Here is a 25,309-nt window from a genome sequence, read left to right as displayed (position 1 = left end):
GGGCCGTTACGCCGGCCTGGGCCAGGATTTTTCCGGCTTCCGTGTCCTTCTCGACGGCGAGCGCCAGCAGCATCCGCTCGACGGTGACGAACGAGTCGCCCGCCTTCTCGGCGGCCTTTTCGGCGGTGTCGAAGAAGCGCATCAGTTCGCGCGTGGCCTGCGGCTGCGAGGCGGAGCCGGAGACTTTCGGCTGCTTGGCGAGCCATTGCTCGACGGCCGCATGGGCGTCGCGGGAGCGCCCGCCGGCACGGTCGATCAGACCGGCGCACAGGCCCTCCGGATCGTCGAGCAGAACTTTCAAGATGTGACCGGGAGCGAGCTGCGGGTGTCCTTCGCGCACGGCAAGGTTCTGCGCCGCCTGCACGAAGCCCCGGGCACGCTCGGTGTACTTTTCGAAATTCATTCTCATCCCTCCTCGGATCCGCCCGCCCTCCTTGAGGCACAGGCCGATCCTGCGATGTCGGACCCCCTTCTGGAGCATCCGCAAACCTAAGGTGGGTGCATTGATCAGGAACAACAAGAGGGGAACCGGCATCCCCTCCTGGCATTGACCCAGCAACACTTGAGGAGGCCTTCATGACACGCGATCCGCGCTCGGAAGCCGAGAAAGCCCGCGCCGACCTTGCCCGCAATGCGGAGCTTGGCCTCGCGGTTCCGGAAAGCCCGGTCGAGGAGGGACCGTCGGTCACTCCGGAAACCTTCGGCGACACCACGGAGAACGGACGGGTGCCCCCCTTGCCCGGCCAGACTTCAGCCGAAGCCGAAGCAGGCCGGGACATTGGCGATTCCACCGGAAGCATCGCCACGTCTCGGGACATTCCGGTCGATCCCAACCACGTGAAAGCCCCTCCGACTCATCGCAGCGACGAAGAAGACGGCGTGCTCACCCGCGCCAAGGAGTGACGAATGATGGCCCTATCCGATCTGATCGCCCGCCTCAGTCCCAAGAAGCGCAAGGCCGAACAGGCCGAAAAGGCGCGCGAGGAAATGAAGGCCAATGCCGAAAAGGCTCTGCGCATGAAGCAGGAGGCCGGCCCGCAAACGAACATTCCTGAGCATCAGACGTCCCATGAGGGCATGCATCAGGATCTGCACCGGGTGGAAGTGGACGCTACCCGCGGCCGCGAAGCCGGTTTCACTCCGCAACTCAAGCGCTCGAAGGTGGCCCGCTCCGGCGACGCTTCGTAAGTGTTGCGGTTGCGCTTGAGCAAAGCCCCGCCGTTTCGGCGGGGCTTTGTTTGTTTGTCGCCCCGGTGTCATCCCCGGCCGGAGCGTAGCGAAGGGGAAGGGGATCCATAGCGCAACGCTTGGGAGTGGATCCCCTTCCCTCGCTGCGCTCGCCGGGGATGACACAGCGGGTCAGCACGCAGTCGGATCAAGTTCTATCCAATCAGGATTGGAGCGCTCGATGAGCTTGATCTTCCACGCTCTGTTCCAACCTTTGAGCTGCTTTTCTCGCGCAATCGCATCGATCACATCTGCAAACATCTTGACATAGACGAGGCGAGTGACCCGGTACCGCCTCGTAAATCCAGGAATAGCCAGGGATTTATGCTGCTCCACCCGTTGTAACAAGTTACCGGTCACGCCGATGTACAGCGTGCCGTTCTTCTGACTGGCCAGAGTGTAGACGGCATAGCGTTCCAGCATCGTAACAGCCTCAACTTGTTGATACTGTATCACAAATTGCACTGTTGTTGTCATCCCTGGCGAGCGCAGCGGAGGGGAAGGGGATCCAGGATCAAGCGATGAACTATGGATTCCCTTCCCCTCCGCTACGCTCCGGCCGGGAATGACATTGAGGTCGGCGCTCTGTCATCCCTTGCCCCGCATCCATGGCCCGTCTATCGCTGCGCCATGAGCATCCGCATCGCTTCACTCCAGCGCTATCCGGTCAAGGGCCTGTCGCCCGAGCCGCTGACCCAGGTCGCCCTTACGAAGGGCGATTACTTTCCCGGCGACCGGCTGTTCGCCATCGAGAACGGCCCGGCGGGGTTCGACCCGGACAACCCGCAGCACCAGCCCAAGATCAAGTTCCTGATGCTGATGCGCAACGAGAGCCTGGCGCGGCTCAGGACCCGGTATCTCGATTCGATCACGACCCTGTTCATTGAGCAGGGCGGGCGCGAGGTGGCGCGGGGCGATCTCTCGACCCCGGAAGGGCGCCTCGCCATCGAGGCCTTCTTCCGCCGCTTCATGCCGAAGGAGCTGCGCGGCGCCCCGAAGGTGCTCACGGCTCCGGCGGGCTTCCGCTTCACCGATTCCCGGCGCGGCTTCGTCTCGCTGATCAATCTGGCCAGCGTGCGCGCGCTTGAGAACATCGTCGGTGCTCCGGTCGATCCGCTCCGCTTCCGCGGCAACATCCACGTCGAGGGGCTCGACCCCTGGGCTGAGTTCGAGCTCGTCGGCCAGGTGCTGACCACGCCCTCGGGCGCGCGCCTCAAGGTGACCAAGCGCATCGAGCGCTGCGCCGCCACCAACGTGGACCCTCAGACGGGTCTCCGCGACCTGCAGATCCCCAAGAGCCTCATGTCGGCCTACGGCCATTTCGATTGCGGCATCTATGCCGAGGTCCTGGACGGAGGAACGCTCGAGATCGGCGAGGATTTGGAAGCGGAGCAGACGACGCTGGCGCTGTGAGCGGCCACCGGGCCGCTTCTCCTTCCCATGGGCCGGGAGGGGAAGCTGCGCCGATGCCATACCCTCTCACGTCATCACCGGGCTTGTCCCGGTGATCTCGATCGGAAAAGCGTGGCGCTTCAGGATATCGGGATGGCCGGCACAAGGCCGGCCATGACGTGGCGGGCGTCATTCTCCGATGGCCCTCCGACAACAAAAAAGGGAGGGCGAGGCCCTCCCTTTCCGTATCGTCTGCGATGAAGCCTTACTCGGCGGCCGGGGTCTCGGCCGGATCGGGCGCGAAGCCGGCTTTCTCGGCATTGGCCGCGTCGAGCATCTCCTGGCGGGTGCGGCGGCGACGGCGGGGGCGGGGAGCCTCCTCGTCATTGGCCGCTTCCTGCACCACCGGCGGGGCGGGCGGGGCCTCCTCGACGGCCACTGGGGGAGCCGGCGCGCGGACCGGGTTCGTCAGGAAGGCCGGCAGAGTGCCCTGCTCGGGCGCCTCGGCCTCTTCGCGGCGGCGCTCGCGCTGGAAACGCTCACGGCGCTCGGGGCGCTCAGCACGCTCCCCGCGCTCGAAGCGGTCGTTCCGCTCCTGACGCTCCGGCCGGTCGGCCCGGTCGTTGCGCTCGAAGCGAGCCGGGCGCTCGTTGCGCTCGCCGCCGTCCTGGCGGGCCTCATAGGGAAGATCGTCCTGACGCTGCGAGTCCTGACGGGAATCCTGGCGCTGGTAATCCTGACGCGGGCCGCGGTCGCGCTGGAAACGCTCGCGACGGTCGCCGCGATCCTGGCGGTCGTTCCGGTCCTGCCGGTCGCCACGATCCTGCCGATCGCCACGGTCCTGCCGATCACCGCGATCCTGACGGTCGTAGCGGGAGGGGCGGTCGTTGCGCTCGCCGCGGGATTCGTAGGGCTGCGGCTGGGAGCCGAAATCCTGGTCCTCGCCGTTGCCGAAATCCTGGCCGCCGGCACGGTCGAAGCCCTGGCGGTCGCCCTGGGCGAAGCCGTCCTCCTCATTGCCGTCCTCGTCGAAGGAACGCTGCTGGTAGCCGTACTGCTCGCGCAGCTGCTCCTGGGCGGCGGCAATGATGCGGAAATAATGCTCGGCGTGCTGGAAATAGTTCTCGGCCGCCACCGGGTCGCCGCTCGATTGCGCGTCGCGGGCGAGTTGGCTGTATTTCTCGGCGATATGCTGAGGCGTGCCGCGGATCTTCACGTCCGGGCCGTTCGACTCATAGCTCTTCGTCAGGGGGTTGGGCCCCTTGTTGTTGCGGTTGTTGTTGTTACGACCGCGCATCCGCCTGTTTTGTCCTGGTCTCATTGTTCGCTCTACGAGCCTCGCTGGTTCTTCATGCCCACGCGATATGCAAGCCAATATTCACCGAACGGGCTCAACGCCCACCGTTCGCGTGGCAACCGTCTGACATTCAGCCATAGCCTGTCGAGGCTTCCGGCCATCCTTCAGTGTCGGGTTCAGGTGATCGCGCCAGGCTGTTTCTGTTTCAAAAGCCCCTGCCTGCGCGATTGATATCGTTTGGTCTTCCGGCATATCCCCGAGGGACTGCCGATTTGTTTAGACCGAGGACGATCTCTAGACCCGAATCTAGCGGGTTCCTCTCGGTCCAACAAGGGGTAATTCCGACTTTATCCCGCCCTGGGACACAAAAGACGCATCCGGTCCATCACGATCGCTTCATGGCGATGCAGCGGGGGTTCCCTGATAGATCGTGGGCAATCCGCAGGATTTCAAGGCCGTGAGCCCCTGCCAGGGTGGTTAAATCCGCTTCCTGGTCGTAGCCGATTTCGACCACGATCAGGCCTCCGGGCACGAGCAATCGCGTGGCTTCGCCCAGCAGGATCCGGTAGGGCTCAAGGCCGTCCGGGCCGCCATCGAGGGCCAATCGCGGATCGTGCTCCCGCACCTCCTGGTCGAGACCCGGGATCACCCCGGAGGCGATGTAGGGCGGGTTCGAGACGATCAGGTCGATGGGGCCCGAAACCGCGTCCGCCCAGCGGGAGAGGGCAAAACGGCTGCGGTCGCCGACCCCGTTGTCGGTCGCGTTGACGCGGGCCGTCCTGAGGGCTCCCAGTGACAGGTCGATGCCGAGGCCCGTCGCATGGGTCAGCTCGTGGAGGAGCGCCACCAGGATGCAGCCCGACCCGGTGCCGAAATCCACGATCCTGAGGGGCGCCTGCCGGTCCGGGATCAGGTCGAGCGCGGTTTCGACCACGGTTTCCGTGTCGGGCCGGGGCACCAGGGTCTCGGGGGACAGGCGGAAGGGCAGGCCCCAGAATTCGCGCGTGCCGACGATCCGGGCGATCGGCTCATGAGCGAGGCGCCTCCGGGTGAATCCTGCGAGCGTCTCGGCCTCGTCGGCCGACAGGGGAGTATCCGGCCGGGTGATCAGGTCCGTCGCCTGGATGCCCAGGGCCGCGAGAACGAGAAGGCGGGCGTCGAGCGCCGCGGTCTCGAACCCGGCCTCCGTGAGGGTCCGGCGCAGGTCCCTCAGGGCCTCCGAGCGGGTCTTCAAGGCGTCGGACCCCGGCGGTAGCGTTCGAGCCGCTCCTCCAGGGTGCCGGTGTGGAGCTCGAACAGGTGGTTGTCGTCGTCGTAGAAGTACAACGAATGGCCTTCGCCTGGGACCCTCGGGCGGGATTCGCGGATCTCCAGCCCCAGCGCCTCGATCCGGGTCCGATAATCCTCGACGGCGGAGGCCGGGATCTTGAAGGCGATGTGGTTGTAGGTGCGGACCGGCAGGCTCTCGCCCTCCATCACGGCGATCCAGAGGCCGCCCACGTCGAAGAACTTTTCCCGCGACAGGGAGAAGGTATCGTCCCCGGAAGCGTAGATTTCCCGGCCTCCCAGCGCCCCTTGGACGATAGCGGTCATGCGATCGAGGTCGCGGGTGATGAGCGTGATGTGGCTGAGGCCCTCGATCATGCCGCCTGGTCCTGGGCGGCGAGCTGGGCGGCCTGGTGCTCGGTGATGAGCGCGTCGATCAGCTCGTCCAGGGCGTTGCCGCTGATCACCTCTTCCAGCTTGTAGAGGGTCAGGTTAATCCGGTGGTCGGTCACGCGGCCCTGCGGGAAATTGTAGGTGCGGATGCGCTCGGAGCGGTCGCCGGACCCGACCTGGGCCTTGCGGTCGGCCGCACGCGCCGCATCCTTGGCGGTTCGCTCGGCGTCGTAGAGGCGGGCGCGCAGCAGCGCCATGGCGCGGGCGCGGTTCTTGTGCTGGGAGCGCTCGTCCTGGACGAACACCACCGTGCCGGTCGGGATATGGGTGATGCGGATCGCCGATTCGGTCTTGTTCACGTGCTGGCCGCCCGCTCCTTGCGCCCGCATGGTGTCGATCTTCAGGTCCGCGTCGTTGAGAACGATGTCGACGTCCTGGGCCTCGGGCAGCACGGCCACGGTGGCCGCGGAGGTGTGGATGCGGCCTTGCGTCTCCGTGTCCGGCACGCGCTGGACCCGGTGGACGCCGCTCTCGAACTTGAGCCTCGCGAACACCCCGCGCCCCTTGATCTCGGCCACCACTTCCTTGTAGCCGCCGGCCGTGCCCTCGCTCTCGGACACGATCTCGACCTTCCAGCCCTTCAGGTCTGCGTAGCGGGTATACATGCGCAGCAGGTCGCCGGCGAAGAGGGCGGCCTCGTCGCCGCCGGTGCCGGCGCGGATTTCCAGGATGGCGCTCTTCTCGTCCGCCTCGTCCTTGGGGAGCAGCATGATGCGCAGGTCCTGCGCGGCCTTTTCCAGGTCCTCGCGAGCCTGGGGCAGCTCGTCCTCGGCGAGGGAGCGCATCTCGGCATCGGTCCCGGCGTCGTCGATGAGGGCCTGGAGGCCGTTCAGGTTGTCTTCCATGGCCCGGTAGGCCCGGATGGCGGACACCACGCCGTCGAGCTCGGCGAGCTCGCGGGAGAGGGCGACGAAGGTTTCGGGATCGGGGCCTGCATTGAGCGTCGCCGTGATGATGTCATGGCGGGCCAGAATGGCGTTCAGGCGGTCGGAGGGAGGCGCAATCGACATCAGACCGGGATACCACGGGTTTCCGCAAAATGGGCAAGCTTGGGACGCAGCGTTTCGCCGCCCCCGGCGTTCTTCAGCTCCTCGCGGATCAGGGCGCTGAGCTCCGCGACGTTCATTTCCAGCAGCATGGCCTTGACGGGCCCGATGGCCGCCGGGGACATGGAGAGCGAGCGGAAGCCGAGGCCGATCAGGGCCATGGCCTCGAGGGGCCGCCCGCCGATCTCGCCGCACACGGTGGCGACGCAGCCGGCCGCCTGGGCCTGCTCGGCCACCATGTTGAGGGCCCGCAGCATGGGCGCGCTCAAGGGGTCGAAGCGGTCGGCCACGCGCCGGTTCTCCCGGTCGATGGCGAAGAAGAACTGCATCAGGTCGTTGGTGCCGAGCGAGATGAAATCGGCGCTCTGGCAGATCTCCTCGAGCTGGAACAGGAGCGAGGGCACCTCCAGCATGAGGCCGAGCTTCAGATCCGAGGGCAGCGGATGGCCGTGATTGGCGAGATGCGCCTTCTCGCGCTCGACGATCTGCTTGGCGCGCTCGAACTCGTCGCAGGTCGCCACCATGGGGAACATGATCTTGAGCGGGCGCCCGGCCGCGGCCTTGAGGAGGGCGCGGACCTGGGCGCGCAGCAGCCCCGGACGGTCGAGGCCGATGCGGATCGCCCGCCAGCCGAGCGCCGGGTTCTCCTCCTCGACGGATTGCATGTAGGGCAGGATCTTGTCGCCCCCGATGTCGAGAGTCCGGAAGGTGACGGGCCGCCCGCCCGCTTCCGCGAAGACGGTGCTGTAGAGCGCCTGCTGCTCGGACGCGGAGGGCATCCGCTCGGCGATCATGAACTGCAGCTCGGTGCGGAACAGGCCGACGCCCGCCGCCCCGGTCTCGTCCAGATGCGGCAGGTCGACCACGAGGCCGGCATTGATCTGCAGCGTGACCTCGACCCCGTCCTTGGTGACGGAGGGCACGTCACGCAGCTTGAGATACTGCTCCTGCCGGCGGGCGCGCAGGCGCGCCTTCTCGGCATAGGCGGCCTCCACGTCGGGATTGGGCCTGATCTGCACGTCGCCGGCCGCGCCGTCGACGATGATGGCATCGCCCTGCTCCGTCAGGGAGGTCGCGTTCGACACCTCGCCCACGGCGGGAATCCCGAGGGCGCGGGCCACGATGGCGATGTGGCTCGTGGGCCCGCCCTCTTCGAGCACGAGGCCGCGCAGGCGCGAGCGGTCGTAGTCGAGGAGCGCGGCCGGACCCATGGACCGGGCCACCAGGATAGCGTTCTCGGGCAGATGCTTGCGCTCGACCACCAGGTTGCGCCCGACGAGGCGGTGCAGCAGGCGGTTGGCGAGATCGTCGAGGTCGTGCAGGCGCTCGCGCAGGTAGGGGTCGGTCTGGCGCAGCATGCGGGCGCGGTTGTCGGACTGCACCCGCTCGACGGCGGCCTCGGCCGTCAGGCCGGAGGTCACGGCCTCGCGCATGCGCCGGAGCCAGCCCTGGTCGTGGGCGAACATGCGGAAGGTCTCAAGAACCTCCCGATGCTCCCCGTGATGGGCCACGTCGCCGCGCTCGATCAGCTCGTCGATGGACAGGCGCACCTCGGCGATGGCGGAATCGAGCCGCTGGATCTCCGCCTCGATGTTCTCGGCGATGAGGTTCTTGACGACCACGCGGGGCTCGTGGAGCACCACATGGCCGAGGCCCACGCCGTCGGCCAGCGCGACGCCCTTCTGGTAGACCGGGCGGCGGAGCGCGATGCCCGTATCCACGGGCGCCAGGGCCTGCAGCTCGCCGGTGGCGAGCATTTCGGCCACCACCATGGCGGTGGTCTGGAGCGCCTCGACCTCTTCTTCGGCATAGACCCGGTAGGTGCGGTTCTGGACCACCAGGACGCCCAGGGTATTGCCGGCGCGCAGCAGCGGCACGCCCAGGAAGGCGTGGTAGATCTCTTCGCCCGTTTCCGGCTTGTAGGAGAAGGCCGGGTGGCTCTGCGCGTCCGACAGAGCCAGGGGCTCGGCCGTGGAGGCGATGAGGCCCACGAGGCCTTCGCCCGAGCGCATGATGGTGAGGTGGACGGCCTCCCGGTTCAGGCCCTCGGTGGCGAACAGTTCGAGCACGCCGTCGCCGCGCATCACGTAGACGGAGCACACCTCCGCGACCATGTTGGCGGCGATCTGGGTGACGATCTTGTCAAGGCGGTCCTGCGCCCCGACCGGCTCCGCCATGATCTCGCGGAGGCGGCGCAGCAGAAGGCGCGGACCGCCGGGAGCACTTGGCATGAGCTACAGTTCCCGTCCTTCGTGAGCCGGCGAAGCGAACCGGCGGCTACATACTATAAATGTCGCAGCCCGACGGTTCCCTCGTCAATCAGGCTTGATCAAGGCCGTATAGCGAGTGGAGCGTGCGCACCGCAAGCTCCGTATAGGCCGATTCGATCAGGACTGAGAATTTGATCTCCGACGTGGTGATCGCCCGGATGTTGATGCCCTTGTCGGCCAGGGCCTTGAAGGCGCGGGCCGCGACGCCCGCATGGCTGCGCATGCCGACCCCGATGGCCGAGACCTTCACCACATCGGTCGCTCCCTGGAGCTCCTTGAAGGCGATTTCCTCCCGGTGGGAGTTGAGGATCGCGCAGGCCCGCTCGTAATCGGAGGTGGGCACCGTGAAGGTCAGGTCCGTGGTGGCGGCGTTGTCGGACACGACCTGGATGATCATGTCCACGTTGATGTTGGCGTCCGCCAGGGGCACGAAGATCGAAGCGGCGATTCCCGGCTTGTCCGCAATGTCCCGCAGCGTGATCTGGGCTTCGTCGCGCGAATAGGCGATGCCCGTGACAACCTGCTGTTCCATGATGTCTTCCTCGTCGCAGATGAGGGTGCCGAGCTTGGGATCGGCGGGATCGTCGAAGCTGGAGCGCACATAGGTGGGCACGCGGTGCATCATGGCGAGCTCGACCGAGCGCACCTGGAGCACCTTGGCCCCCAGCGAGGCCATTTCCAGCATTTCCTCGTAGGACACCTTATCCAGGCGCCGGGCCTTGGGCACGATGCGCGGATCGGTGGTGTAGACGCCATCCACGTCCGTGTAGATGTCGCAGCGCTCGGCCTGGATGGCGGCCGCCAGCGCCACGGCGCTGGTGTCCGAGCCGCCGCGGCCGAGCGTCGTCACGCGGCCCGTGGGCTGATGCACGCCCTGGAAGCCGGACACGACGGCCACTTCCTTGTTGTCCGTGAAGCCCTTGATGATCCCGGTGCCGTCGATGGCGGCGATTCGCGCCGAGCCATGGGCCTCCGAGGTCATGATGGGGATCTGCCAGCCCTGCCACGAGCGGGCCTTCAGGCCCATCTCCTGCAGGGCGATGGCCAGGAGGCCCGAAGTCACCTGCTCGCCCGAGGCGACGACCACGTCGTATTCCTTCGAATCGTAGAGGGCGTTCGCCTCTTTCACCCAGCCGACGAGCTCGTTGGTCTTGCCCGCCATGGCGGACACGACCACGGCCACGTCATAGCCGGCCTCGACCTCGCGTTTGACGTGCCGCGCCACATTGCGAATGCGCTCTACGGTGGCGACGGATGTTCCGCCGAACTTCATGACGAGACGGGGCATGGGCGAGGAAGGCCGTGGTGAGATTTGAGAAACCGAGCCCCTTCGCGCTGCGAAAAGGCGCGTATACATGACGGTAGGGCCACGCCCTGTCAACGCGATTTCCCTCCCCCTTGCGGGGAGGGGGCGCTGCGAAGCAGCCGGGGTGGGGGTCGAAAAGCCGAGCGCTTCGTCATATGAGGAGCTGCAAGTCAAATGCAGGGCTCTTGTTCGTTGACAGCTCACCCAGTCTAACCACCCCCACCCCTTACCCCTCCCCGCAAGGGGGAGGGGATCCCTGCGGAGGATCTCATGACCACCATCGACCCGGCCGAGGTCGCCCGTTTCGAGAAGATCGCCGAGACCTGGTGGGACCCGAAGGGGCCCATGAAGGTCCTGCACAAATTCAACCCGGTGCGGCTCGCCTATATCCGGGACGAGGCCTGCCGCCGGTTCGGGCGCGATCCGCGCTCGGCCCGTTCCCTGGACGGCATCACGATTCTCGACGTGGGATGCGGCGGCGGCGTGCTGTCGGAACCGCTGGCGCGGCTCGGCGCCAAGGTGACCGGGCTCGACCCGGCCCCCACCAACATCTCGGTGGCCCGGCTTCATGCGGAGCGGGCCGGGATCCCGGTCGGTTACCGCAACGAGACTGTCGAGGAGGTGGTCGCCCGGGGCGAGACCTTCGACATGGTGCTCGCCATGGAGGTGGTGGAGCACGTGGCGGACCGGCAGGCCTTCGTGAACGCCTGCGCGCAAGCGGTGAAGCCCGGCGGCTGCCTCGCCATGGCGACGATCAACCGGACCCTGCGCTCCTTCGCATCCGCCATCGTTGGCGCAGAATACATCCTCGGTTGGCTGCCCAAGGGCACCCACGAATGGGACAAGTTCGTCACCCCGGACGAGCTGACCGACGCCATCCGGGCGGCGGGCTTTGCCGTCCACGACCTCACGGGCGTGGCCTACAATCCGCTGCGGGACAGCTGGTCCCTGTCCCGCGATACGGCCGTCAATTATATGCTGCTGGCCGCGAGGGCCTGAGCGGCTGCTCCCGGGGCGCGACGCTGAGCAGGCAATAGCCGGCGAGCGCCGAGACGAGGGAGCCCATGAGCACGCCGATCTTGGTGGCGTCGTTCAGGTCCGGCTGGTCTGGGAAGGCGAGGGCGCCGATGAACAGGCTCATGGTGAAGCCGATGCCGCAGAGGAGGGCGACGCCGTAGCATTGCAGGCGCGTCGCGCCCGCCGGCACGTCGGCGAAGCCGAAGCGGATGGCCGCCGTAGAGAAGGCATAGACCCCGACCTGCTTGCCGATGAACAGACCCATGGCGATGCCGAGCGGCAGGGGGGAGAAGACGGTGTCGAGGGACAGCCCGGAGAGCGACACGCCCGCATTGGCGAAGCCGAAGATCGGGATGATCGCATAGGCCACCCAGCCGTGAAGGGCGTGCTCCAGCCGGTGCAGGGGCGAATCCTCGGCCCTGGTCTCCTTCGGCTTGTCCTGGAGCGGGATCGTGAGGGCCAGCGCCACGCCCGCCAGGGTGGCGTGGATGCCGGATTTCAGGACGAAGAACCACAGCACCGCCCCGATGACGAGATAGGGCAGGAGCCTCGTCACGTTGAAACGGTTGAGCGCGATGAGGACGAGGAGGCACAGGGCGGCGAGGCCGAGCATCGGGAGCGAGAGGTTGCTCGTGTAGAAAATCGCGATGATGATGATCGCCCCGAGATCGTCGAGGATGGCCAGCGCTGTCAGGAAAATCTTGAGGGAGGTCGGCACCTTCGACCCGAGGATCGCCAGCACCCCCAGCGCAAAGGCGATGTCGGTGGCCGCCGGGATCGCCCAGCCGTGACGGAGCTGCGGCTCGTTCCACGTGATGGCGAGATAGACCAGGGCCGGTACCACCATGCCGCCGAACGCCGCGATGCCGGGCAGGATCCGGCGCGGCCAGGTGGAGAGCTGCCCGTCGAGCATCTCGCGTTTGATCTCGAGGCCCACCAGCAGGAAGAACACCGCCATGAGGGCGTCGTTGATCCAGTGCAGGACGCTCAGGCCCAGGATGTAGGTTTTCAGGACGCCGAAATAGGCGCCGGCCAGGGGCGAGTTGGCCACCGCCAGGGCGATCACCGTCACGCCCATGAGGATCATGCCGCCGGAGGCTTCGCTGTCGAAGAAGCGGCGCATCAACGAGATGCGCCGCGTGGGCCTCAAGTCGCTCTTCGGCAGATCCATTCTCGTCTCCTGTTCCAACGCAACCCGTCATAGGCGGAAATGTTCGTAGAAAAAGACGAAACCGGCCTTCTCCCATCACAAAACCAGGAGCAACTCTGCTCAAGAGAGGCGCACGGTTTCGACCAGATAATCCAGGAAGGCGCGGACCCGCGCGGGCAGGGGGCCGCCACCGACATAGACTGCGTGAATGCTCTCCGTGTCACCGGGATTGTAGGCCTCCAGCACGGGGACGAGCCGCCCGGCCGCGACATCAGGGCCGACATGGAAGAGCGACAGGCGGCTGATCCCGAGGCCGGCGAGCACGAGAAGCCGCATGGATTCGCCGTCGCTCACCTGGGCGTTGCCGGTCGGCACGACGGCGCTGGCATGGCCGTTCCCGTCCTGGAACGGCCAGCCGTTGCTCTGGCGGGCGAAGCTGAACCCCAGAAGATTGTGGCGGGCGAGGTTCTCAGGGCTTTGCGGCATGCCGCGCCGGTTGAGGTAGGACGGAGCCGCCACCAGCATCATCCGGCTCTCGCCGAGCTTGCGCGCCACGAGCTGGGAGGATTTCAGCGGCCCGACCCGGATCGCCACGTCGGCCCGGGCCTCGAGCAGGTCGACCACCGCATCCGTCAACGTGACCTCGACCGTAACCTCCGGATGCCGCTCGAGGAAATCCGGCAGGAGAGGGATCAGACGGTGCGTGCCGAACGGGACGCTCGTGTTCACCCGCAGGCGCCCGCGTGGCGTCGCGCCCGAGGTGGCGTTGCGCTCGGCCTCGTCGAGATCGGCCAGGATACGCAGCGCCCGGTCATAGAAGGCCGCGCCCTCCGGCGTCAGCTGGAGCTTGCGGGTCGAGCGGTTGACGAGGCGGGCGCCCAGGCGTGCCTCCAGCCGGGCGATGAGTTTGCTCACGGCCGAAGGCGTCATCCGCAGGGCCCGGGCGGCGGCGGAGAAACCGCCGAGATCCACGGCCCGGACGAAGACCTCCATCTCGCCGGACCGGTTGATGTCCATTCGGGCCATTGTGAGTTCAATTCATAAATTCTGTTCCCGATGGCAGGCTAGTTCATAAGCGGCTCTGCGTCCATCTTCCGGCCTGCAATCGTCAAAGGACGTCTCCCATGCCTCTCGCCCTCTACGCCCTGACGGCCGGTGCCTTCGGCATCGGCGTCACGGAATTCGTCATCATGGGCCTGCTGCTCCAGGTGAGCGCCGATCTCGGCGTCTCGATCTCGGCCGCGGGCCTGCTCATCTCCGGCTATGCCCTCGGCGTCGTGGTCGGGGCGCCGCTGCTCACTACCCTGACGGGCCGCTGGTCGCGCAAGACCGTGCTTCTCGCCCTGATGATCGTCTTCACCCTCGGCAACCTCGCCTGCGCCGTCGCTCCCGACTACGCGACGCTCATGGCCGCCCGGGTGCTGACCGCCTTCGCGCACGGCACCTTCTTCGGCGTCGGCTCGGTGGTGGCCACGAGCCTCGTGCCGGCCGACAAGAAAGCTTCGGCCATCGCGATCATGTTCACGGGCCTCACGGTCGCGAACATCCTGGGCGTCCCGTTCGGCACCTGGCTCGGCCAGGCCTATGGCTGGCGCGCGACCTTCTGGGCCGTGACCGCCGTCGGCCTCGCGGCGCTCGCGGTCATCGCCCTCTTCGTCCCCAAGGACCGTCAGGCGACCGCCGAGGGCGGCAGCCTTCGCGACGAGCTGAAGGTGCTCTCCCGCCGGCCCGTGCTGCTCGGACTTCTCACCACGGTGCTGGGCTATGCGGGCGTGTTCGCGGTCTTCACCTATATCGCGCCGATCCTGACGGAGATCACCGGCTTCTCGGAGGCCGCCGTCTCACCGATCCTGCTGGTCTTCGGCGGCGGGCTGGTGCTGGGCAACCTCCTCGGCGGCAGGCTGGCCGACCGGCGGCTCATGGCGACCCTGCTCGGCTCCCTCGGGGTCCTGGCCGTGATCCTCGCGGCCATGACTCTCGGCATCCACGACAAGGCCACGGCCATCGTGTTCGTGGGCCTGCTCGGCGCCGCCGCCTTCGCGACCGTGCCGCCGCTGCAGATGTGGGTTCTGGAAAAGGCCGACGGCGCCGGCCAGAGCCTGGCGTCGAGCCTCAACATCGCGGCCTTCAACCTCGGCAATGCGCTCGGCGCCTGGCTCGGCGGCTTCGTGATCGATCACGGACTGGGCCTGGGATCGGTCCCATGGGTCGCCGCCCTGCTGCCGGCCTCGGGCCTCCTCCTGGCCCTCTGGAGCCGCAGGCTCGACCGGGCCGAAGGCGCGGTCGATTGGAAGCCCGTGAAAGCTCCTGTCTGACAGCTCCTGTCAACCGGCTACCATGTCGGCACTGGCCTTCCGGCGTCTCGCCCGGGAGTCTAGAATCGCCTCGATCGTGACCGGGCGGTAGTCGAACGCATCCACGCCCACGTCGTATTGCCGCGTCTGCGGCTTCAGCTTGGCGTGCGAATGGCCGTGCAGGTCGATCCAGCCGCGGCCCATATTCTTCCAGGTGCGGAACGCATAGTGACACAGGACCAGGGCATGGCCGTCGAGCATGAGCTCCGTATAGGCCTGAACGCTCACCCAGCCTTGCGCCGCAAGGGTTGCCGGTCCGTCGTTATTGCCGGTGATCAGATGCTTGCGGCCCTGGAGAAGCCCAAGCAGCTCGTCGATCCGCTCCGGTCTCACATGCAGGGCGAAGTCGCCCAGGTGCCAGACCTCATCCTCGGGCGAGACGACTGCGTTCCAGTTGGCGATGAGGGCGGCATCGTGTTCGGGAATCGTCTTGAACGGACGCTTGTCGATCCGCAGGACCCTGGGATCGCCGAAATGGGTGTCGCTGGTAAAGAAAACCGTCAAGGGAAGCTCGTCTCGATCATCGTCTCGGATGAGGCATAAGCCCGAACGCTCGGGCTCGTTCCGATCGGGCTCCTACTTGAACATGCCTTCCCGCAGGTTGATGCCGTATTCCTTGTAGGCCTTGAGGGCGCAGAGCATCTGCATCCAGCCCTGGCAATTGCCGTAGGAAGCCTTCAGGCCCGTCTCCGTCTCACGCCAGCCTTCCTCTGAGATCGAGACCAGGGTCCGCCCGTCATCGAGCGGCTCGAAGGTCATCGTGACCGTGGTCCTGTAGCTGGCTGTCGGGGCGCCGTCGTTCGCCTCCCATTGCAGGACGATCCGTTTCTCCGGCACCACCTCGACGACCCAGACCGGGAAGGCGCCCGGAAAATCGTGGAAATCCCAGGTGACGGTCGCGCCCGTCTCAAGGCGGCCCTTGGCCCCGCCGGTCGTGAAATAGCGCGACAGCTCATCCGGATTGGCGACCGCTTCGAACACCTCGGCCACCGGTTTCGCAATCCTCGCGGACACCTTGAACGTCAGATCCATGGCGCTCTCCTTGAAGGTTCCGTCATCATGTTATAAAAAAATAACATGTCAAGCGACGAGAGCAGCGACCGGATCTTCAAGGCCTTATCGGCCGCGACCCGCCGCGACATTCTCGATGCGTTGAAGGACCAGCCACAGACCACGGGCGAGCTGTGCGCCCGCTTCCCGGCGCTCGACCGCTGCACCGTGATGCAGCATCTGAAGGTTCTGGAGGGGGCGGATCTCGTCATCGTCCGACGGGAGGGGCGGGAGCGGTGGAACCATCTCAATCCGCTCCCGATCAAGCAGATCTACGACCGCTGGATCGGCGCCTATGCGGGCCGGGCCGTGGAGATGCTCGACCGGCTCAAGACGGATCTGGAAAGCGACAGAAACTAGTTCCTGTCATCCGGCACGACTGGAAGCGGCATCACGTCGATGCCTTCCTCCAGCAGGGCCCGCGCCTCGGCGAGATCCGCCTCTCCATAGATCGAGCGCTCTTCGGTCTCGCCGTAATGCATCTTGCGGGCTTCCTCGACGAAGCCGTTGCCGACATTCTCCGCGTTCTTCATCACGTGCTCCCGCAGGGCCCGCAACGCGGCGCGCAGCTCCCGCTCGCGCTCCGACAGGACGGCGACGGGCTGAGGCTCCGGCGCCGGCCGTTTCGGGGTCTTGTCCGTCCGCGCAACGGACGGGGCCATGATCTGCTTCTCGACCTTGGGCGAGTTGCAGAACGGGCAGGTCACGAAGCCGCGCTTGCGCTGCGTCTCGAACGCTTCACTCGACGGGAACCAGCTCTCGAACTCATGGGCCTGCTCGCAGGCCAAGGCATACTTGATCATGTCCTGGGGAGACTTAAGGATTGGAGCCCGAAAAAGGAAGGGATCAGGCGCTGGCCGCCCGATCCGTCTCGATGATGGGAACGACCTCGACCTTGAAGGGGCGGGCGTTCTTGAGGGTCGGGATGCGGCCGCGAACATCGGCCACGAGGGCGGTGTCGATCTCGGCCAGGAACACGCCGGGCTCCGTACCGCCTTCCGCCAGCACCCGGCCCCAGGGATCGATGATGACCGAATGCCCGTAGGTCTCGCGTCCATCCTCATGCAGGCCGCCTTGGGCGGCGGAGATCATGAAGGAGCCGGTCTCGATGGCCCGTGCCCGGTGCAGCACGTGCCAATGAGCCTCGCCGGTCTGCCGGGTGAAGGCGGCCGGGGCCGAGAGGAACGAAGCGCCGTTCTCGGCCAGCGCCTTGTAGAGGGCGGCGAAGCGTACGTCGTAGCAGATCGTCATCCCGAGATAGCCCCAGGGCGTCTCGGCCGCCACGGCCGAAGCTCCGCCCGTATAAGTGGCCGACTCACGCCAGCTCTCGCCGTTCGGCAGGTCCACGTCGTAGAGGTGGATCTTGTCGTAGGACGCGATGACGTCGCCGTCCTGGCCGATCAAGAAGGCGCGATTGGCGACCTTGTCGCCTTCTTTCACGGCAATTGAGCCGATCTGAACGACGATGCCCTTCTCCCGCGCCACCTCGCGCAGACCCGCCAGCACCGGGTCCTGCGCCTCCGGTCCCACCTTGTCGAACAGCTCCGCCCGGTCCCGGCACACGAGGGAGGTCATCTCCGGCGTCTGGGCGAAATGCGCGCCCTGGGCGGCGGCCTCCCGAACGAGCGCAACCGCATCGTCGCGGTTCTTGAGGACGTCGCGCCCGGAGCGCATCTGGACGCAGGCGGCGGTGAAGCGGGTCGAGGTCATGAAGTCTGGTCTCCGTCAGGCCTGCAATAAAGGCTCAAGCTGGCCCCTGTCATCAAGAGCATACAGATCATCGCAGCCGCCGACATGCTTTTCGCCGATGAAGATCTGCGGGACGGTGGAGCGGCCGTTCGCCTTCTGGATCATCTCGGCGCGGGCTTCCGGCTTCTTCTCGATGTCGATCTCGGTGAAGGCGACGCCTTTCTCGGCGAGAAGCTTCTTGGCGGCCGAGCAATAGGGGCACCAGCTCTTCGTGTAGATCGTGATGGACGACATGACAGACAATTCTCCTGTGACGGCGACGATATAGGAAGTCTTGGGCTATCTTCACAACTCCTGGACAACTCGGGCGAAGGCCAGAATATCCACGGCGGCCGCGCCGCCGCGCAGGAGTGCCCGCGAGGCTGCATTGGCCGTGGACCCGGTTGTCAGGACGTCGTCGATCAGGAGCACCCGCTTGCCCTTGAGCCGGGCCCTGGCGTCCGGGGGCACCCGGAAGGCGCCCTGGAGGTTTTCCTGCCGCTGCGCCTTGGTGAGCCCCACCTGGCGACGGGTGTGCTTGACCCGGGCGAGCAGGAACGGGTCGCAGGCCACGCCGCTCCCGGCCGAGACGATCCTGGCCAGGACCATCGCCTGATTGAAACGCCGCCGCCACAGCCGCCAGCGATGCAGCGGCACCGGCGCGATCACGTCGGCCTCTGCGAGAAGCTCCGCGCCGGCCCGGGCCATCATGCCGCCGAGCGCCCGGGCGAGCTCCAGCCGGTCGTTGTATTTCAAGCGGTGCACGAGCAGGCTCGCCGTGCCGTCATACTCCGCCACTGCGCGGGCGCGCTGGAAGACTGGTGGGTCCGCGATGGCCGCCGGCGAGAGGAGCGGCTGGCCGAGATCGACCGCGAAGGGCGTTCCCAGCCGCTCGCAGAAGGGACGCTCGATGAAGCGAACTTGAGACCAGCAGGCCGCGCACAGGGCATGAGGCTCACCCGTGGCCGCCTGGCAGGCGATGCAAGTCGGCGGATAGAACAGGCCGAGGACCGATCCCCATGCGTCCCGCGCTCCCGCACGGAGGCGGGTGCTCAACGGGATTGGCTCGATTTCGGCAGGCTCGCTCATGGGCGAAGCTTAGCGGAAGGCTGTTCGAAGGGCGAGGAGGCGATGGCTCGTGTGGCAAGTCTTGCATCGTTAGAGACCTTGGATGTCGGAATGACAGACGCGTCATGCTCAAAAAATTCTTGGTTCTTGGGCCAGCACACGCCATATCGAGCGCCTCATGACCACGCCCCTCGTCTTCGACCGTCCCCTCGTTCGCCGCCGGCTGGTCCGTGCGCTTGAGCAGGGCTATGCCGATTTTCTCCTGGTCCGCGCCGTCGAGGATCTGGAGGAGCGGCTGTCCACGGTGCTGCGGAGCTTTGCCCTCGCGCTCGACGTTGGCACGCCGACCCCGGTGGCCGCTGATGCCCTGCGACGGAGCGGGCATGTGGAGACGGTGATCCGCCTGTCTCCGGTGCCGGAGCCGGGAAGCGTGGTCGGGGACGAAGAGCGCCTGCCGTTCTCGGGCGAGCGCTTCGACCTCGCGGTGTCGCTTCTGGCCTTGCACGGCGTCAACGATCTGCCGGGGTCCCTCATCCAGATCCGCCGGGCGCTCAGAGCCGACGGCCTTTTCATCGGCGCGCTTCTGGGCGGTTCGACTCTGACCGAGCTGCGTCAGTCCCTGACCCAGGCCGAGGCGGAGATCGAGGGTGGGGTGAGTCCCCGCGTGGCGCCGTTCGCCGACCTGCGCGACATCGGCGGCCTGCTGCAGCGGGCAGGCTTCGCCCTGCCGGTCACCGATACGGATGTGGTCCGGGTGCGCTATGCCAATGCCTTCTCGCTCATGCGGGACCTGCGCCGGATGGGGTTGACCAACGCCCTGCTCGACCGCCGGAAGACCCCGCTGCGGCGCGCCACCCTGATGCGGGCGGCCGAGATCTATGCGGAACGGTTCGGCGATGCGGACGGGCGCATTCCGGCCACCTTCGAGATCATCTGGCTCTCGGGCTGGACCCCGCATGGAAGCCAGCAGAAACCCCTGCGCCCCGGCTCCGCCAAGACGCGGCTGGCCGATGCCCTTGGGGTGAAGGAAGGCGCTCCCAAATCCGAGTCCGACGAGACGTGATTCTCATCCCGTCTTGGGATGCAACCGGGTTGCCCTATCTTCTGTCCGGCGAAGACCTCTCTGGAAAGCGGTGACCCCATGAAAGAACCCGGCCCGGATCATCCGATCACCATCACGAAGAACCCGCACCGCATCCGGGTCATGCTCGGCGGCTTCATTGTCGCCGAGACGACGAAGGGCCTGATCCTGCAGGAGGCCACGCTTCCGCCCGTGCATTACATCCCCCGCGAGGATGTGCGGATGGACCTGCTGGATCCCACGGATCACAGGACCCATTGCCCCTACAAGGGCGATGCCTCCTATTTCACCGTGAACGGTGGCGGGCTGATACGGGAGAACGCGGCCTGGAGCTACGAGGATCCTGCCCCCGCGGTTGCGGCTATCAGGGAGCATCTGGCCTTCTATCCGGAGAAGGTCGATGCCATCGAGGAATTCCAGGATTAGTCCTTGTCCTAATGGCTGAATCGGGGCGGGTTGCTGACCCTCCCGGCCCGAGGCACTCTTGGCGCAAAGGAACCCACCTGGGGACAGTCCATGTCGCCGTTCACCTTCAACACCGCGCCCTCGCTCATCGTCGGCTCCGGCAGCATCGCGCGCCTGGGCGAAATCGCGGCCCAGCGCCTCGGACCCCGGGTGCTCGTGGTCACCGATGCGGGCCTCGTGAAGGCCGGGCTGATCGCGCCCGCACTCCATGTGCTGGAGGAGGCCGGGATCGCGGTCGAGGTCTTCGACGCGGTCGTGGCCGACCCGCCCGAGGACGTGGTGCTGGCCGGCGTGACGAAAGCCAGGGATTTCGAGGCACGGGCGGTGATCGGCTTCGGCGGCGGTTCCTCTATCGACGTGGCGAAGCTCGTGGCACTGCTTGCGGCGAGCGACGAGAGGCTCGAGCAGGTCTACGGCATCGGCCTCGCGAAAGGTCCCCGGCTGCCGCTGCTCGCCGTTCCCACGACGGCGGGAACGGGATCGGAGGTGACGCCGATCTCCATCGTGACCACCGGGGCGCACGAGAAGAAGGGTGTCGTCTCTCCGCTCATCATCCCCGACATCGCCCTGCTCGATCCGGACCTGACCGTGAACCTGCCGCCCCATGTGACGGCGGCCACCGGCATCGACGCGATGGTTCATGCCATCGAAGCCTATACCTCGACGAGCCCCAACAACAATCCGGTCTCGCAGACTTTGGCCAAGGAGGCCCTGCGCCTTCTCGGCCGCAACATCGAGCGCGCCGTGCATCATGGCCACGACATCGAGGCCCGCTCCGCCATGCTGCTCGGCTCCATGCTGGCCGGGCAGGCCTTCGCCAATTCGCCCGTGGCCGCCGTTCATGCGCTGGCCTATCCCATCGGCGGGCATTTCGGGGTGCCGCACGGGTTGTCCAACGCCCTCGTCCTGCCGCATGTGCTGCGCTTCAACGCGAGCGCCTGCGAGGCGGCATATGCGGAGCTTGCGCCCCATGCCTTCCCGGAGCTCGAAGGCTCTGAATCCGGTTCGGCTTTCGCGGAAGCGCTTGCCGCCCTGTGCGCGAAGGTCGGCCTTCAGCCGCGCCTGCGCGATGTGGGCATTCCCCGGGAAGCCGTGCCGATGATGGCAGAGGACGCCATGAAGCAGACGCGGCTTCTCGTGAACAACCCGCGCCCGCTCACCCTTGAGGATGCCCGCGCCATCTACGAAGCGGCCTGGTGACGATCCCTATGTCGCACCGACCCACTCGCCTCCACCGCTCCGCCTTCAGGCTGTTTCGCCCCATCGCGACCCGCTGGATGGACAACGACGCCTATGGGCACGTGAACAACGTCCATTACTACTCGTATTTCGACAGCGCCGTGAACGGATGGCTCGTTGAGAATGGCCTGCTCGCCATTGCCGAGAGCCCGGTCATCGGTCTCGTGGTGGAATCGGGCTGCACCTATTTCGAGAGCGTCGCCTTTCCGGAGGCCCTGGAGGCCGGTATCGCCGTGGCGCATCTCGGCCGCTCCTCTGTGCGCTATCGCATCGGGATCTTCAGGAGCGGCGGCGAGCAGGCGGCCGCCCAGGGCCATTTCGTCCATGTCTACGTGGACCGCGCCACCCAGCGCCCGGTGGAGATCCCGCCTGAAACGAGGGCCGTGCTCAGCGAATGGCTTTGAGCCGTCCGCTGAAGGAGACGAGCGCCACTCCGGTCAGCACCACGGCACCCCCGAGGATCTCGCGCAGGCCGATGCTCTCGCCGAGGAACAGCACCGCCATGATGGTGGTCCAGACCGGCGTCAGGTAGCCTACCATTGAGGCGCGGGTCGGGCCCGTGCGGCGGATCAGGTGCATGAACAGCAGCATCGGCAGGGCCGTGGCGAGGGCGCCGAGCGCGAGGAGCGGCAACGCGTTCGGCAGCACCGGAGCGAAGGCCGACGGTCCGGCCAGGGTCAGAGCGAGCACCATCGCTCCCGCGCCCGAGCAGATCTGCTGGCCAAGGGCCATCCGGCCCGGATCGGTCCCTCTGACCGTGCGCACGTAGATATTCGCCGCCGCATAGCTGAAGGCGACGGCCAGCATGATCAGGACACCGACCTCATCCATGCCGCTGTCGGGGAGGGCGGCCGGACCGATCAGGATCGCCATGCCGACGAATCCGGTGGCGACGCCCAGGAAACGCCGGGAACTCAGCCGTTCGTCGGCGAAAAGGAGATGGGACAGGACCGCCACGAGCAGTGGCGAGGAGGCCTGGATCATGCCGGCTGTGGCCGTGGGAAGCCGCGTGAGGGCATAGGCCAGGAGCACGTTCGGCAGCCAACCGTTGAGGGTGCCCAGAATGACCCAGACCCGCCATTCATGCCGTTGCGGCAGGACGCTCCTGCCCCGGGTCGCGAACCACACCGCGAGGGTCGTTCCGCCGATCAGCCCACGCATAGCCGCGAGAACGAAGGGGTTCTGGTTGCCGCTCAGCTTGATCAGCACGAGGGAGCTTCCCCAGAGCATGGAGCAGACGAGCAGGTTCGAGACGACGAAGGCGGCCGTTGGAGCGGACGGTTCCGGAACCGCTTCCGTGGCTTGCTGAGACGACATGGACGCCCTTTACGGCCCGAGAAGGTCGACGAGGAACGGGATCAGCGGCTCGTCGGCAGGCGGCATGGGATAGCTGCGCAGCTCCTGGGCCTTGACCCATTTCAAGGCCTGCCCTTCGAGCGGCTGCGCGAAACCTTCCCAGCGCCGGCAGATATAGAGCGGCATGAGCAGGTGAAAGGTTTCGTAGGGGTGGCTCGCGAAGGTCAGCGGGGCGAGACAGGGCTCCTTCACAGTAATGCCGAGTTCCTCGCGCAGTTCGCGGATCAGCGTCTCCTCCGGCCGTTCGCCCGGCTCCACCTTGCCGCCAGGAAACTCCCACAGGCCGGCGAGCTGCTTCCCTTCGGGCCGTTGCGCCAGAAGGATGCGATTGTCGGTATCGATCAGAGCGACGGCGACGACGAGGGTGAGCTTGAGAGGCGGCACTTATCTTCAGCCATGTGAGCGGTTCGGGTCAGGCCGCTGTCATACCCCGATTTGATCGACAGGCGAACAGGCAACCTGAACTTGACAAACGTAACTATGAAACGCAACCTGAACTGGTATAACGATAAAACGTCAGGACGTTTTCATGCATAAGGTGATCGCTGCAACACTCGGTGCTGTTCTCATCACGGGAGCGAGTGCACAGGCGCAGGATTGTTCCGTCACGCCCATGATCTTCAACAGTCATGTTGCGAATCTCGAAGGCGAAATGACCGTCAAAGCCGGCAAAGGGTGCGGCTTTGGCCTCAACGGCATTCAAGGGGCCATCACCGAAGCAGCCATTGTCCAAAAACCGAAGGCTGGGATGGCGGGCGTAAAGGGCATCATGCCCTTCTATGTGGCCAAACCCGGTTACCAGGGATCGGACGAGTTCTCCTACGCGATTATCGGAACGGACCAGTATGGCGGCCCGATGCGCGTCACCACGAAGATGAAGGTTACAGTCGTTCCCTGATCGAATTCCGTATCAGCTCCGGTAGTCGCCGTTGATCTCCACATAGGCCTTGGTGAGGTCGCAGGTCCAGGCGGTGGCCTCGCCGCGGCCGAGGCCGAGGTCGACCCGGATGGTGATCTCGTCGCCTTTCATGTAGGTGGAGGTCCTTGCCTCGTCGTATTCCGGATCTCGGGCGCCTTTGACGGCCACGCGGATGTCGCCGAACCAGATCGCGAGCTTGTCGCGTTCGGCGGGTTCGCCGGCCTTGCCGACGGCCATGACCACGCGGCCCCAATTGGCGTCTTCGCCGGCTACTGCCGTCTTCACCAGGGGTGAATTGGCGATCGCCATGGCGATGCGCTTGGCCGAGGTAGCGCCCGTGGCGCCGGTCACCTTCACGGTCACGAACTTGCGCGCGCCTTCGCCGTCGCGGGCGACCTGCTGGGCGAGGTCGGCCAGAAGGCTCTCCAGGGCGCCGCGGAACTCCTTCAGGCGCCGGTCGCTCGGCAGGGAGATCGCGGGCGCGCCCTTGGCGGCGGCCGCGCCGGTCGCGAAGAAGAGCAGGGTGTCGGACGTGGAGGTGTCGCTGTCCACCGTCACGCAGTTGAAGCTCTTGTCGGCGCCCTTCTTCAGCAGCGCCTGCAGCACCGGAGCCGCGATGGGCGCGTCGGTGAAGATGAAGGACAGCATGGTGGCCATGTCCGGCGCGATCATGCCGGCGCCCTTGGCGATGCCGTTGATCGTGACCTCGACGCCCCCGATGGTGGCTGTGCGGGTTGCCACCTTGGGGAAAGTGTCGGTGGTCATGATCGCCTTGGCGGCATCGAGCCAGGCGGTGGGCTTGGCCTTCTTTTCGCAGGCCGTGAGCACGTTCTCGAACTTCGTCGCATCGAGGGGCTCGCCGATCACGCCCGTGGAGGCGATGAAGACCTGGGAGGCCCGGCAGCCGGCCGCCTCGGCGGCGATGTCGGCCGTGAGCTTGACCGCCTCGGCGCCCCTCTTGCCCGTGAAGGCATTGGCGTTGCCCGAGTTGACCACCAGCGCCCGGGCCGTGCCCTTGCTCAGGTTCTTGCGGCACCAGTCGACGGGAGCCGAAGGGCATTTGGAGCGGGTGAAGACGCCTGCCACGGTCGTGTCCTTGGGCAGAGTCACATAGAGAACGTCGGTTCGGTTCTTGTATCGGATGCCGGCCTCCGCCGTCGCGATCCTGACGCCCTCGATGGCGGGAAGCGCCGGAAACGATTTGGGCGCGAGCGGAGACACGGACTTGGACATGCAGAAGGTCTCGGAGTGAGCGGATGGAATACCGTTTAGGAAAGGCGACCTGTGGTTTTTTAAGGCTTTTTGTCAAGTCAAAGCTGCAGAAGCGTGATGACCTAGGCCAAGGAACGCCGCGAGTGTGTCCTCGTTGACCCGGTCTGCAAGCGATGGAGGCTTTCATGACGGCCAAGCACCCCAAGACCCAACCCCAGGAGCGCCCACGCAGCGATCTCGCTGTCGATCCGGGCATCGGCCGCTCGAAGGGCTCCAACATGACCGGCGAGGATCCGCGCGACCTCGACGGCGGCTCGACCTTCCAGGGCGACGTGGAGAACCAGACGAACCGCCAGGGCGGCGTCGACCCTAACCGGATGGGGCGGCACAACAAGTGACATTGCCCTGCGAGG

The 25,309-nt window shown here is 66.3% G+C and carries 31 protein-coding genes; 12 read left to right on the top strand and 19 right to left on the bottom strand.

The annotated features are described in order from the left end of the window. Positions 1-403, bottom strand: a 403-nt coding sequence (locus OC446_RS11345) for a Clp protease N-terminal domain-containing protein (RefSeq protein WP_315986495.1), incomplete at its 3' end; no start/stop codon positions are given. Positions 404-576: 173 nt separating this feature from the next. On the opposite strand from OC446_RS11345, the gene OC446_RS11340 reads away from it, so the two are divergent. Then, entirely contained in the window at positions 577-903 is a 327-nt protein-coding gene (locus OC446_RS11340; protein ID WP_262029136.1) for a hypothetical protein, read from the top strand. Between the two features lie 3 nt (positions 904-906). Beyond that, the gene (locus OC446_RS11335) at positions 907-1,188 is read left to right on the top strand and encodes a hypothetical protein (RefSeq protein ID WP_262029135.1); all 282 of its coding nucleotides are present in this window, start codon (positions 907-909) and stop codon (positions 1,186-1,188) included. Between the two features lie 171 nt (positions 1,189-1,359). Here OC446_RS11335 and OC446_RS11330 read toward each other — a convergent pair whose 3' ends face one another. Continuing rightward, the gene (locus OC446_RS11330; protein WP_262029134.1) at positions 1,360-1,650 is read right to left on the bottom strand and encodes a GIY-YIG nuclease family protein; all 291 of its coding nucleotides are present in this window, start codon (positions 1,648-1,650) and stop codon (positions 1,360-1,362) included. Positions 1,651-1,857: 207 nt separating this feature from the next. Here OC446_RS11330 and OC446_RS11325 point away from each other — a divergent pair, with 207 nt between their 5' ends. Further along, a complete protein-coding gene (locus OC446_RS11325; RefSeq protein WP_262029138.1) occupies positions 1,858-2,640 on the top strand; it encodes an MOSC domain-containing protein in 783 nt (260 codons plus the stop codon). Between the two features lie 244 nt (positions 2,641-2,884). On the opposite strand, the gene OC446_RS11320 is transcribed toward OC446_RS11325, so the two are convergent. From OC446_RS11320 to OC446_RS11295, 6 genes are all read right to left on the bottom strand, one after another. Then, positions 2,885-3,916: a DUF4167 domain-containing protein gene (locus OC446_RS11320; protein ID WP_262029133.1), complete on the bottom strand. Its 1,032-nt coding sequence runs from the start codon at positions 3,914-3,916 to the stop codon at positions 2,885-2,887. A 385-nt stretch (positions 3,917-4,301) separates the two neighbouring features. Continuing rightward, on the bottom strand, positions 4,302-5,150 hold the full coding sequence (prmC, locus tag OC446_RS11315) for a peptide chain release factor N(5)-glutamine methyltransferase (protein WP_262029132.1): 849 nt from the start codon (positions 5,148-5,150) through the stop codon (positions 4,302-4,304). Then, positions 5,147-5,560 carry a FosX/FosE/FosI family fosfomycin resistance hydrolase gene (gene fosX / locus OC446_RS11310; protein WP_262029131.1) on the bottom strand — a complete coding sequence of 138 codons (414 nt, stop codon included), beginning with the start codon at positions 5,558-5,560 and terminating at the stop codon, positions 5,147-5,149. The genes prmC and fosX overlap by 4 nt, the downstream gene beginning before the upstream one ends. Then, on the bottom strand, positions 5,557-6,645 hold the full coding sequence (prfA, locus tag OC446_RS11305) for a peptide chain release factor 1 (protein ID WP_262029130.1): 1,089 nt from the start codon (positions 6,643-6,645) through the stop codon (positions 5,557-5,559). The genes fosX and prfA overlap by 4 nt, the downstream gene beginning before the upstream one ends. Beyond that, entirely contained in the window at positions 6,645-8,912 is a 2,268-nt protein-coding gene (gene ptsP, locus OC446_RS11300) for a phosphoenolpyruvate--protein phosphotransferase (RefSeq protein WP_262029129.1), read from the bottom strand. Before ptsP ends, prfA begins: the two co-directional genes overlap by 1 nt. An 88-nt stretch (positions 8,913-9,000) precedes the next feature. Further along, complete coding sequence (locus OC446_RS11295; RefSeq protein WP_262029128.1) at positions 9,001-10,239, bottom strand: aspartate kinase; 1,239 nt, start codon at positions 10,237-10,239, stop codon at positions 9,001-9,003. 288 nt (positions 10,240-10,527) lie between these two features. Between OC446_RS11295 and ubiG the strand changes: the two genes are divergently transcribed. Then, positions 10,528-11,256 carry a bifunctional 2-polyprenyl-6-hydroxyphenol methylase/3-demethylubiquinol 3-O-methyltransferase UbiG gene (gene ubiG / locus OC446_RS11290; protein WP_262029127.1) on the top strand — a complete coding sequence of 243 codons (729 nt, stop codon included), beginning with the start codon at positions 10,528-10,530 and terminating at the stop codon, positions 11,254-11,256. On the opposite strand, the gene nhaA is transcribed toward ubiG, so the two are convergent. After that, positions 11,225-12,445 carry a Na+/H+ antiporter NhaA gene (nhaA, locus tag OC446_RS11285; protein ID WP_262029126.1) on the bottom strand — a complete coding sequence of 407 codons (1,221 nt, stop codon included), beginning with the start codon at positions 12,443-12,445 and terminating at the stop codon, positions 11,225-11,227. The two genes, ubiG and nhaA, sit on opposite strands and share 32 nt — an antisense overlap. Before the next feature lie 99 nt (positions 12,446-12,544). Further along, complete coding sequence (locus OC446_RS11280) at positions 12,545-13,450, bottom strand: LysR family transcriptional regulator (protein WP_262029125.1); 906 nt, start codon at positions 13,448-13,450, stop codon at positions 12,545-12,547. A 98-nt stretch (positions 13,451-13,548) separates the two neighbouring features. Here OC446_RS11280 and OC446_RS11275 point away from each other — a divergent pair, with 98 nt between their 5' ends. Continuing rightward, complete coding sequence (locus OC446_RS11275; RefSeq protein ID WP_262029124.1) at positions 13,549-14,739, top strand: MFS transporter; 1,191 nt, start codon at positions 13,549-13,551, stop codon at positions 14,737-14,739. A 9-nt stretch (positions 14,740-14,748) separates the two neighbouring features. Here OC446_RS11275 and OC446_RS11270 read toward each other — a convergent pair whose 3' ends face one another. Continuing rightward, a complete protein-coding gene (locus OC446_RS11270; RefSeq protein ID WP_262029123.1) occupies positions 14,749-15,282 on the bottom strand; it encodes a metallophosphoesterase family protein in 534 nt (177 codons plus the stop codon). Positions 15,283-15,354: 72 nt separating this feature from the next. Continuing rightward, positions 15,355-15,810: an SRPBCC domain-containing protein gene (locus OC446_RS11265; RefSeq protein ID WP_262029122.1), complete on the bottom strand. Its 456-nt coding sequence runs from the start codon at positions 15,808-15,810 to the stop codon at positions 15,355-15,357. A 45-nt stretch (positions 15,811-15,855) separates the two neighbouring features. Here OC446_RS11265 and OC446_RS11260 point away from each other — a divergent pair, with 45 nt between their 5' ends. Beyond that, complete coding sequence (locus tag OC446_RS11260) at positions 15,856-16,188, top strand: ArsR/SmtB family transcription factor (protein ID WP_262029121.1); 333 nt, start codon at positions 15,856-15,858, stop codon at positions 16,186-16,188. Here the strand turns inward: OC446_RS11260 and OC446_RS11255 are convergent. From OC446_RS11255 to OC446_RS11240, 4 genes are read right to left on the bottom strand one after another with little or no spacing between them, the layout of a single operon-like run. Continuing rightward, positions 16,185-16,631 carry a DUF1178 family protein gene (locus OC446_RS11255; RefSeq protein WP_262029120.1) on the bottom strand — a complete coding sequence of 149 codons (447 nt, stop codon included), beginning with the start codon at positions 16,629-16,631 and terminating at the stop codon, positions 16,185-16,187. The two genes, OC446_RS11260 and OC446_RS11255, sit on opposite strands and share 4 nt — an antisense overlap. A gap of 43 nt (positions 16,632-16,674) precedes the next feature. Next, positions 16,675-17,538: a carbon-nitrogen hydrolase family protein gene (locus OC446_RS11250; protein WP_262029119.1), complete on the bottom strand. Its 864-nt coding sequence runs from the start codon at positions 17,536-17,538 to the stop codon at positions 16,675-16,677. 15 nt (positions 17,539-17,553) lie between these two features. Then, positions 17,554-17,811 carry a glutaredoxin 3 gene (gene grxC, locus OC446_RS11245; protein WP_262029118.1) on the bottom strand — a complete coding sequence of 86 codons (258 nt, stop codon included), beginning with the start codon at positions 17,809-17,811 and terminating at the stop codon, positions 17,554-17,556. Positions 17,812-17,862: 51 nt separating this feature from the next. Next, complete coding sequence (locus tag OC446_RS11240; protein ID WP_262029117.1) at positions 17,863-18,645, bottom strand: ComF family protein; 783 nt, start codon at positions 18,643-18,645, stop codon at positions 17,863-17,865. Positions 18,646-18,802: 157 nt separating this feature from the next. On the opposite strand from OC446_RS11240, the gene OC446_RS11235 reads away from it, so the two are divergent. From OC446_RS11235 to OC446_RS11220, 4 genes are all read left to right on the top strand, one after another. After that, positions 18,803-19,687 (top strand): methyltransferase domain-containing protein, encoded by an 885-nt coding sequence (locus OC446_RS11235; RefSeq protein ID WP_262029116.1) that lies wholly within the window; start codon positions 18,803-18,805, stop codon positions 19,685-19,687. A 78-nt stretch (positions 19,688-19,765) separates the two neighbouring features. Beyond that, positions 19,766-20,131, top strand: coding sequence for a DUF427 domain-containing protein (locus tag OC446_RS11230; protein WP_262029115.1), 366 nt, complete (start codon positions 19,766-19,768; stop codon positions 20,129-20,131). Positions 20,132-20,221: 90 nt separating this feature from the next. After that, complete coding sequence (locus OC446_RS11225) at positions 20,222-21,370, top strand: iron-containing alcohol dehydrogenase (RefSeq protein WP_262029114.1); 1,149 nt, start codon at positions 20,222-20,224, stop codon at positions 21,368-21,370. Between the two features lie 8 nt (positions 21,371-21,378). After that, entirely contained in the window at positions 21,379-21,813 is a 435-nt protein-coding gene (locus OC446_RS11220) for an acyl-CoA thioesterase (protein ID WP_262029113.1), read from the top strand. On the opposite strand, the gene OC446_RS11215 is transcribed toward OC446_RS11220, so the two are convergent. Then, positions 21,797-22,726 (bottom strand): DMT family transporter, encoded by a 930-nt coding sequence (locus OC446_RS11215; RefSeq protein WP_262029112.1) that lies wholly within the window; start codon positions 22,724-22,726, stop codon positions 21,797-21,799. The genes OC446_RS11220 and OC446_RS11215 overlap by 17 nt on opposite strands. A gap of 9 nt (positions 22,727-22,735) precedes the next feature. Further along, a complete protein-coding gene (mutT, locus tag OC446_RS11210; protein WP_262029111.1) occupies positions 22,736-23,149 on the bottom strand; it encodes an 8-oxo-dGTP diphosphatase MutT in 414 nt (137 codons plus the stop codon). Between the two features lie 145 nt (positions 23,150-23,294). Between mutT and OC446_RS11205 the strand changes: the two genes are divergently transcribed. Beyond that, entirely contained in the window at positions 23,295-23,663 is a 369-nt protein-coding gene (locus OC446_RS11205; RefSeq protein ID WP_262029110.1) for a hypothetical protein, read from the top strand. Between the two features lie 12 nt (positions 23,664-23,675). Here the strand turns inward: OC446_RS11205 and argJ are convergent, their stop codons facing one another. Further along, a complete protein-coding gene (gene argJ, locus OC446_RS11200) occupies positions 23,676-24,917 on the bottom strand; it encodes a bifunctional glutamate N-acetyltransferase/amino-acid acetyltransferase ArgJ (RefSeq protein ID WP_262029109.1) in 1,242 nt (413 codons plus the stop codon). Positions 24,918-25,081: 164 nt separating this feature from the next. Between argJ and OC446_RS11195 the strand changes: the two genes are divergently transcribed. Continuing rightward, positions 25,082-25,294 (top strand): hypothetical protein, encoded by a 213-nt coding sequence (locus tag OC446_RS11195; protein WP_262029108.1) that lies wholly within the window; start codon positions 25,082-25,084, stop codon positions 25,292-25,294. The last annotated feature ends 15 nt before the right edge of the window (positions 25,295-25,309 follow it).

The sequence above is a fragment of the Microvirga sp. Mcv34 genome, assembly GCF_024519725.1.
Lineage (GTDB): Bacteria > Pseudomonadota > Alphaproteobacteria > Rhizobiales > Beijerinckiaceae > Microvirga.
This window is presented reverse-complemented; position numbering and strand designations above follow the sequence as displayed.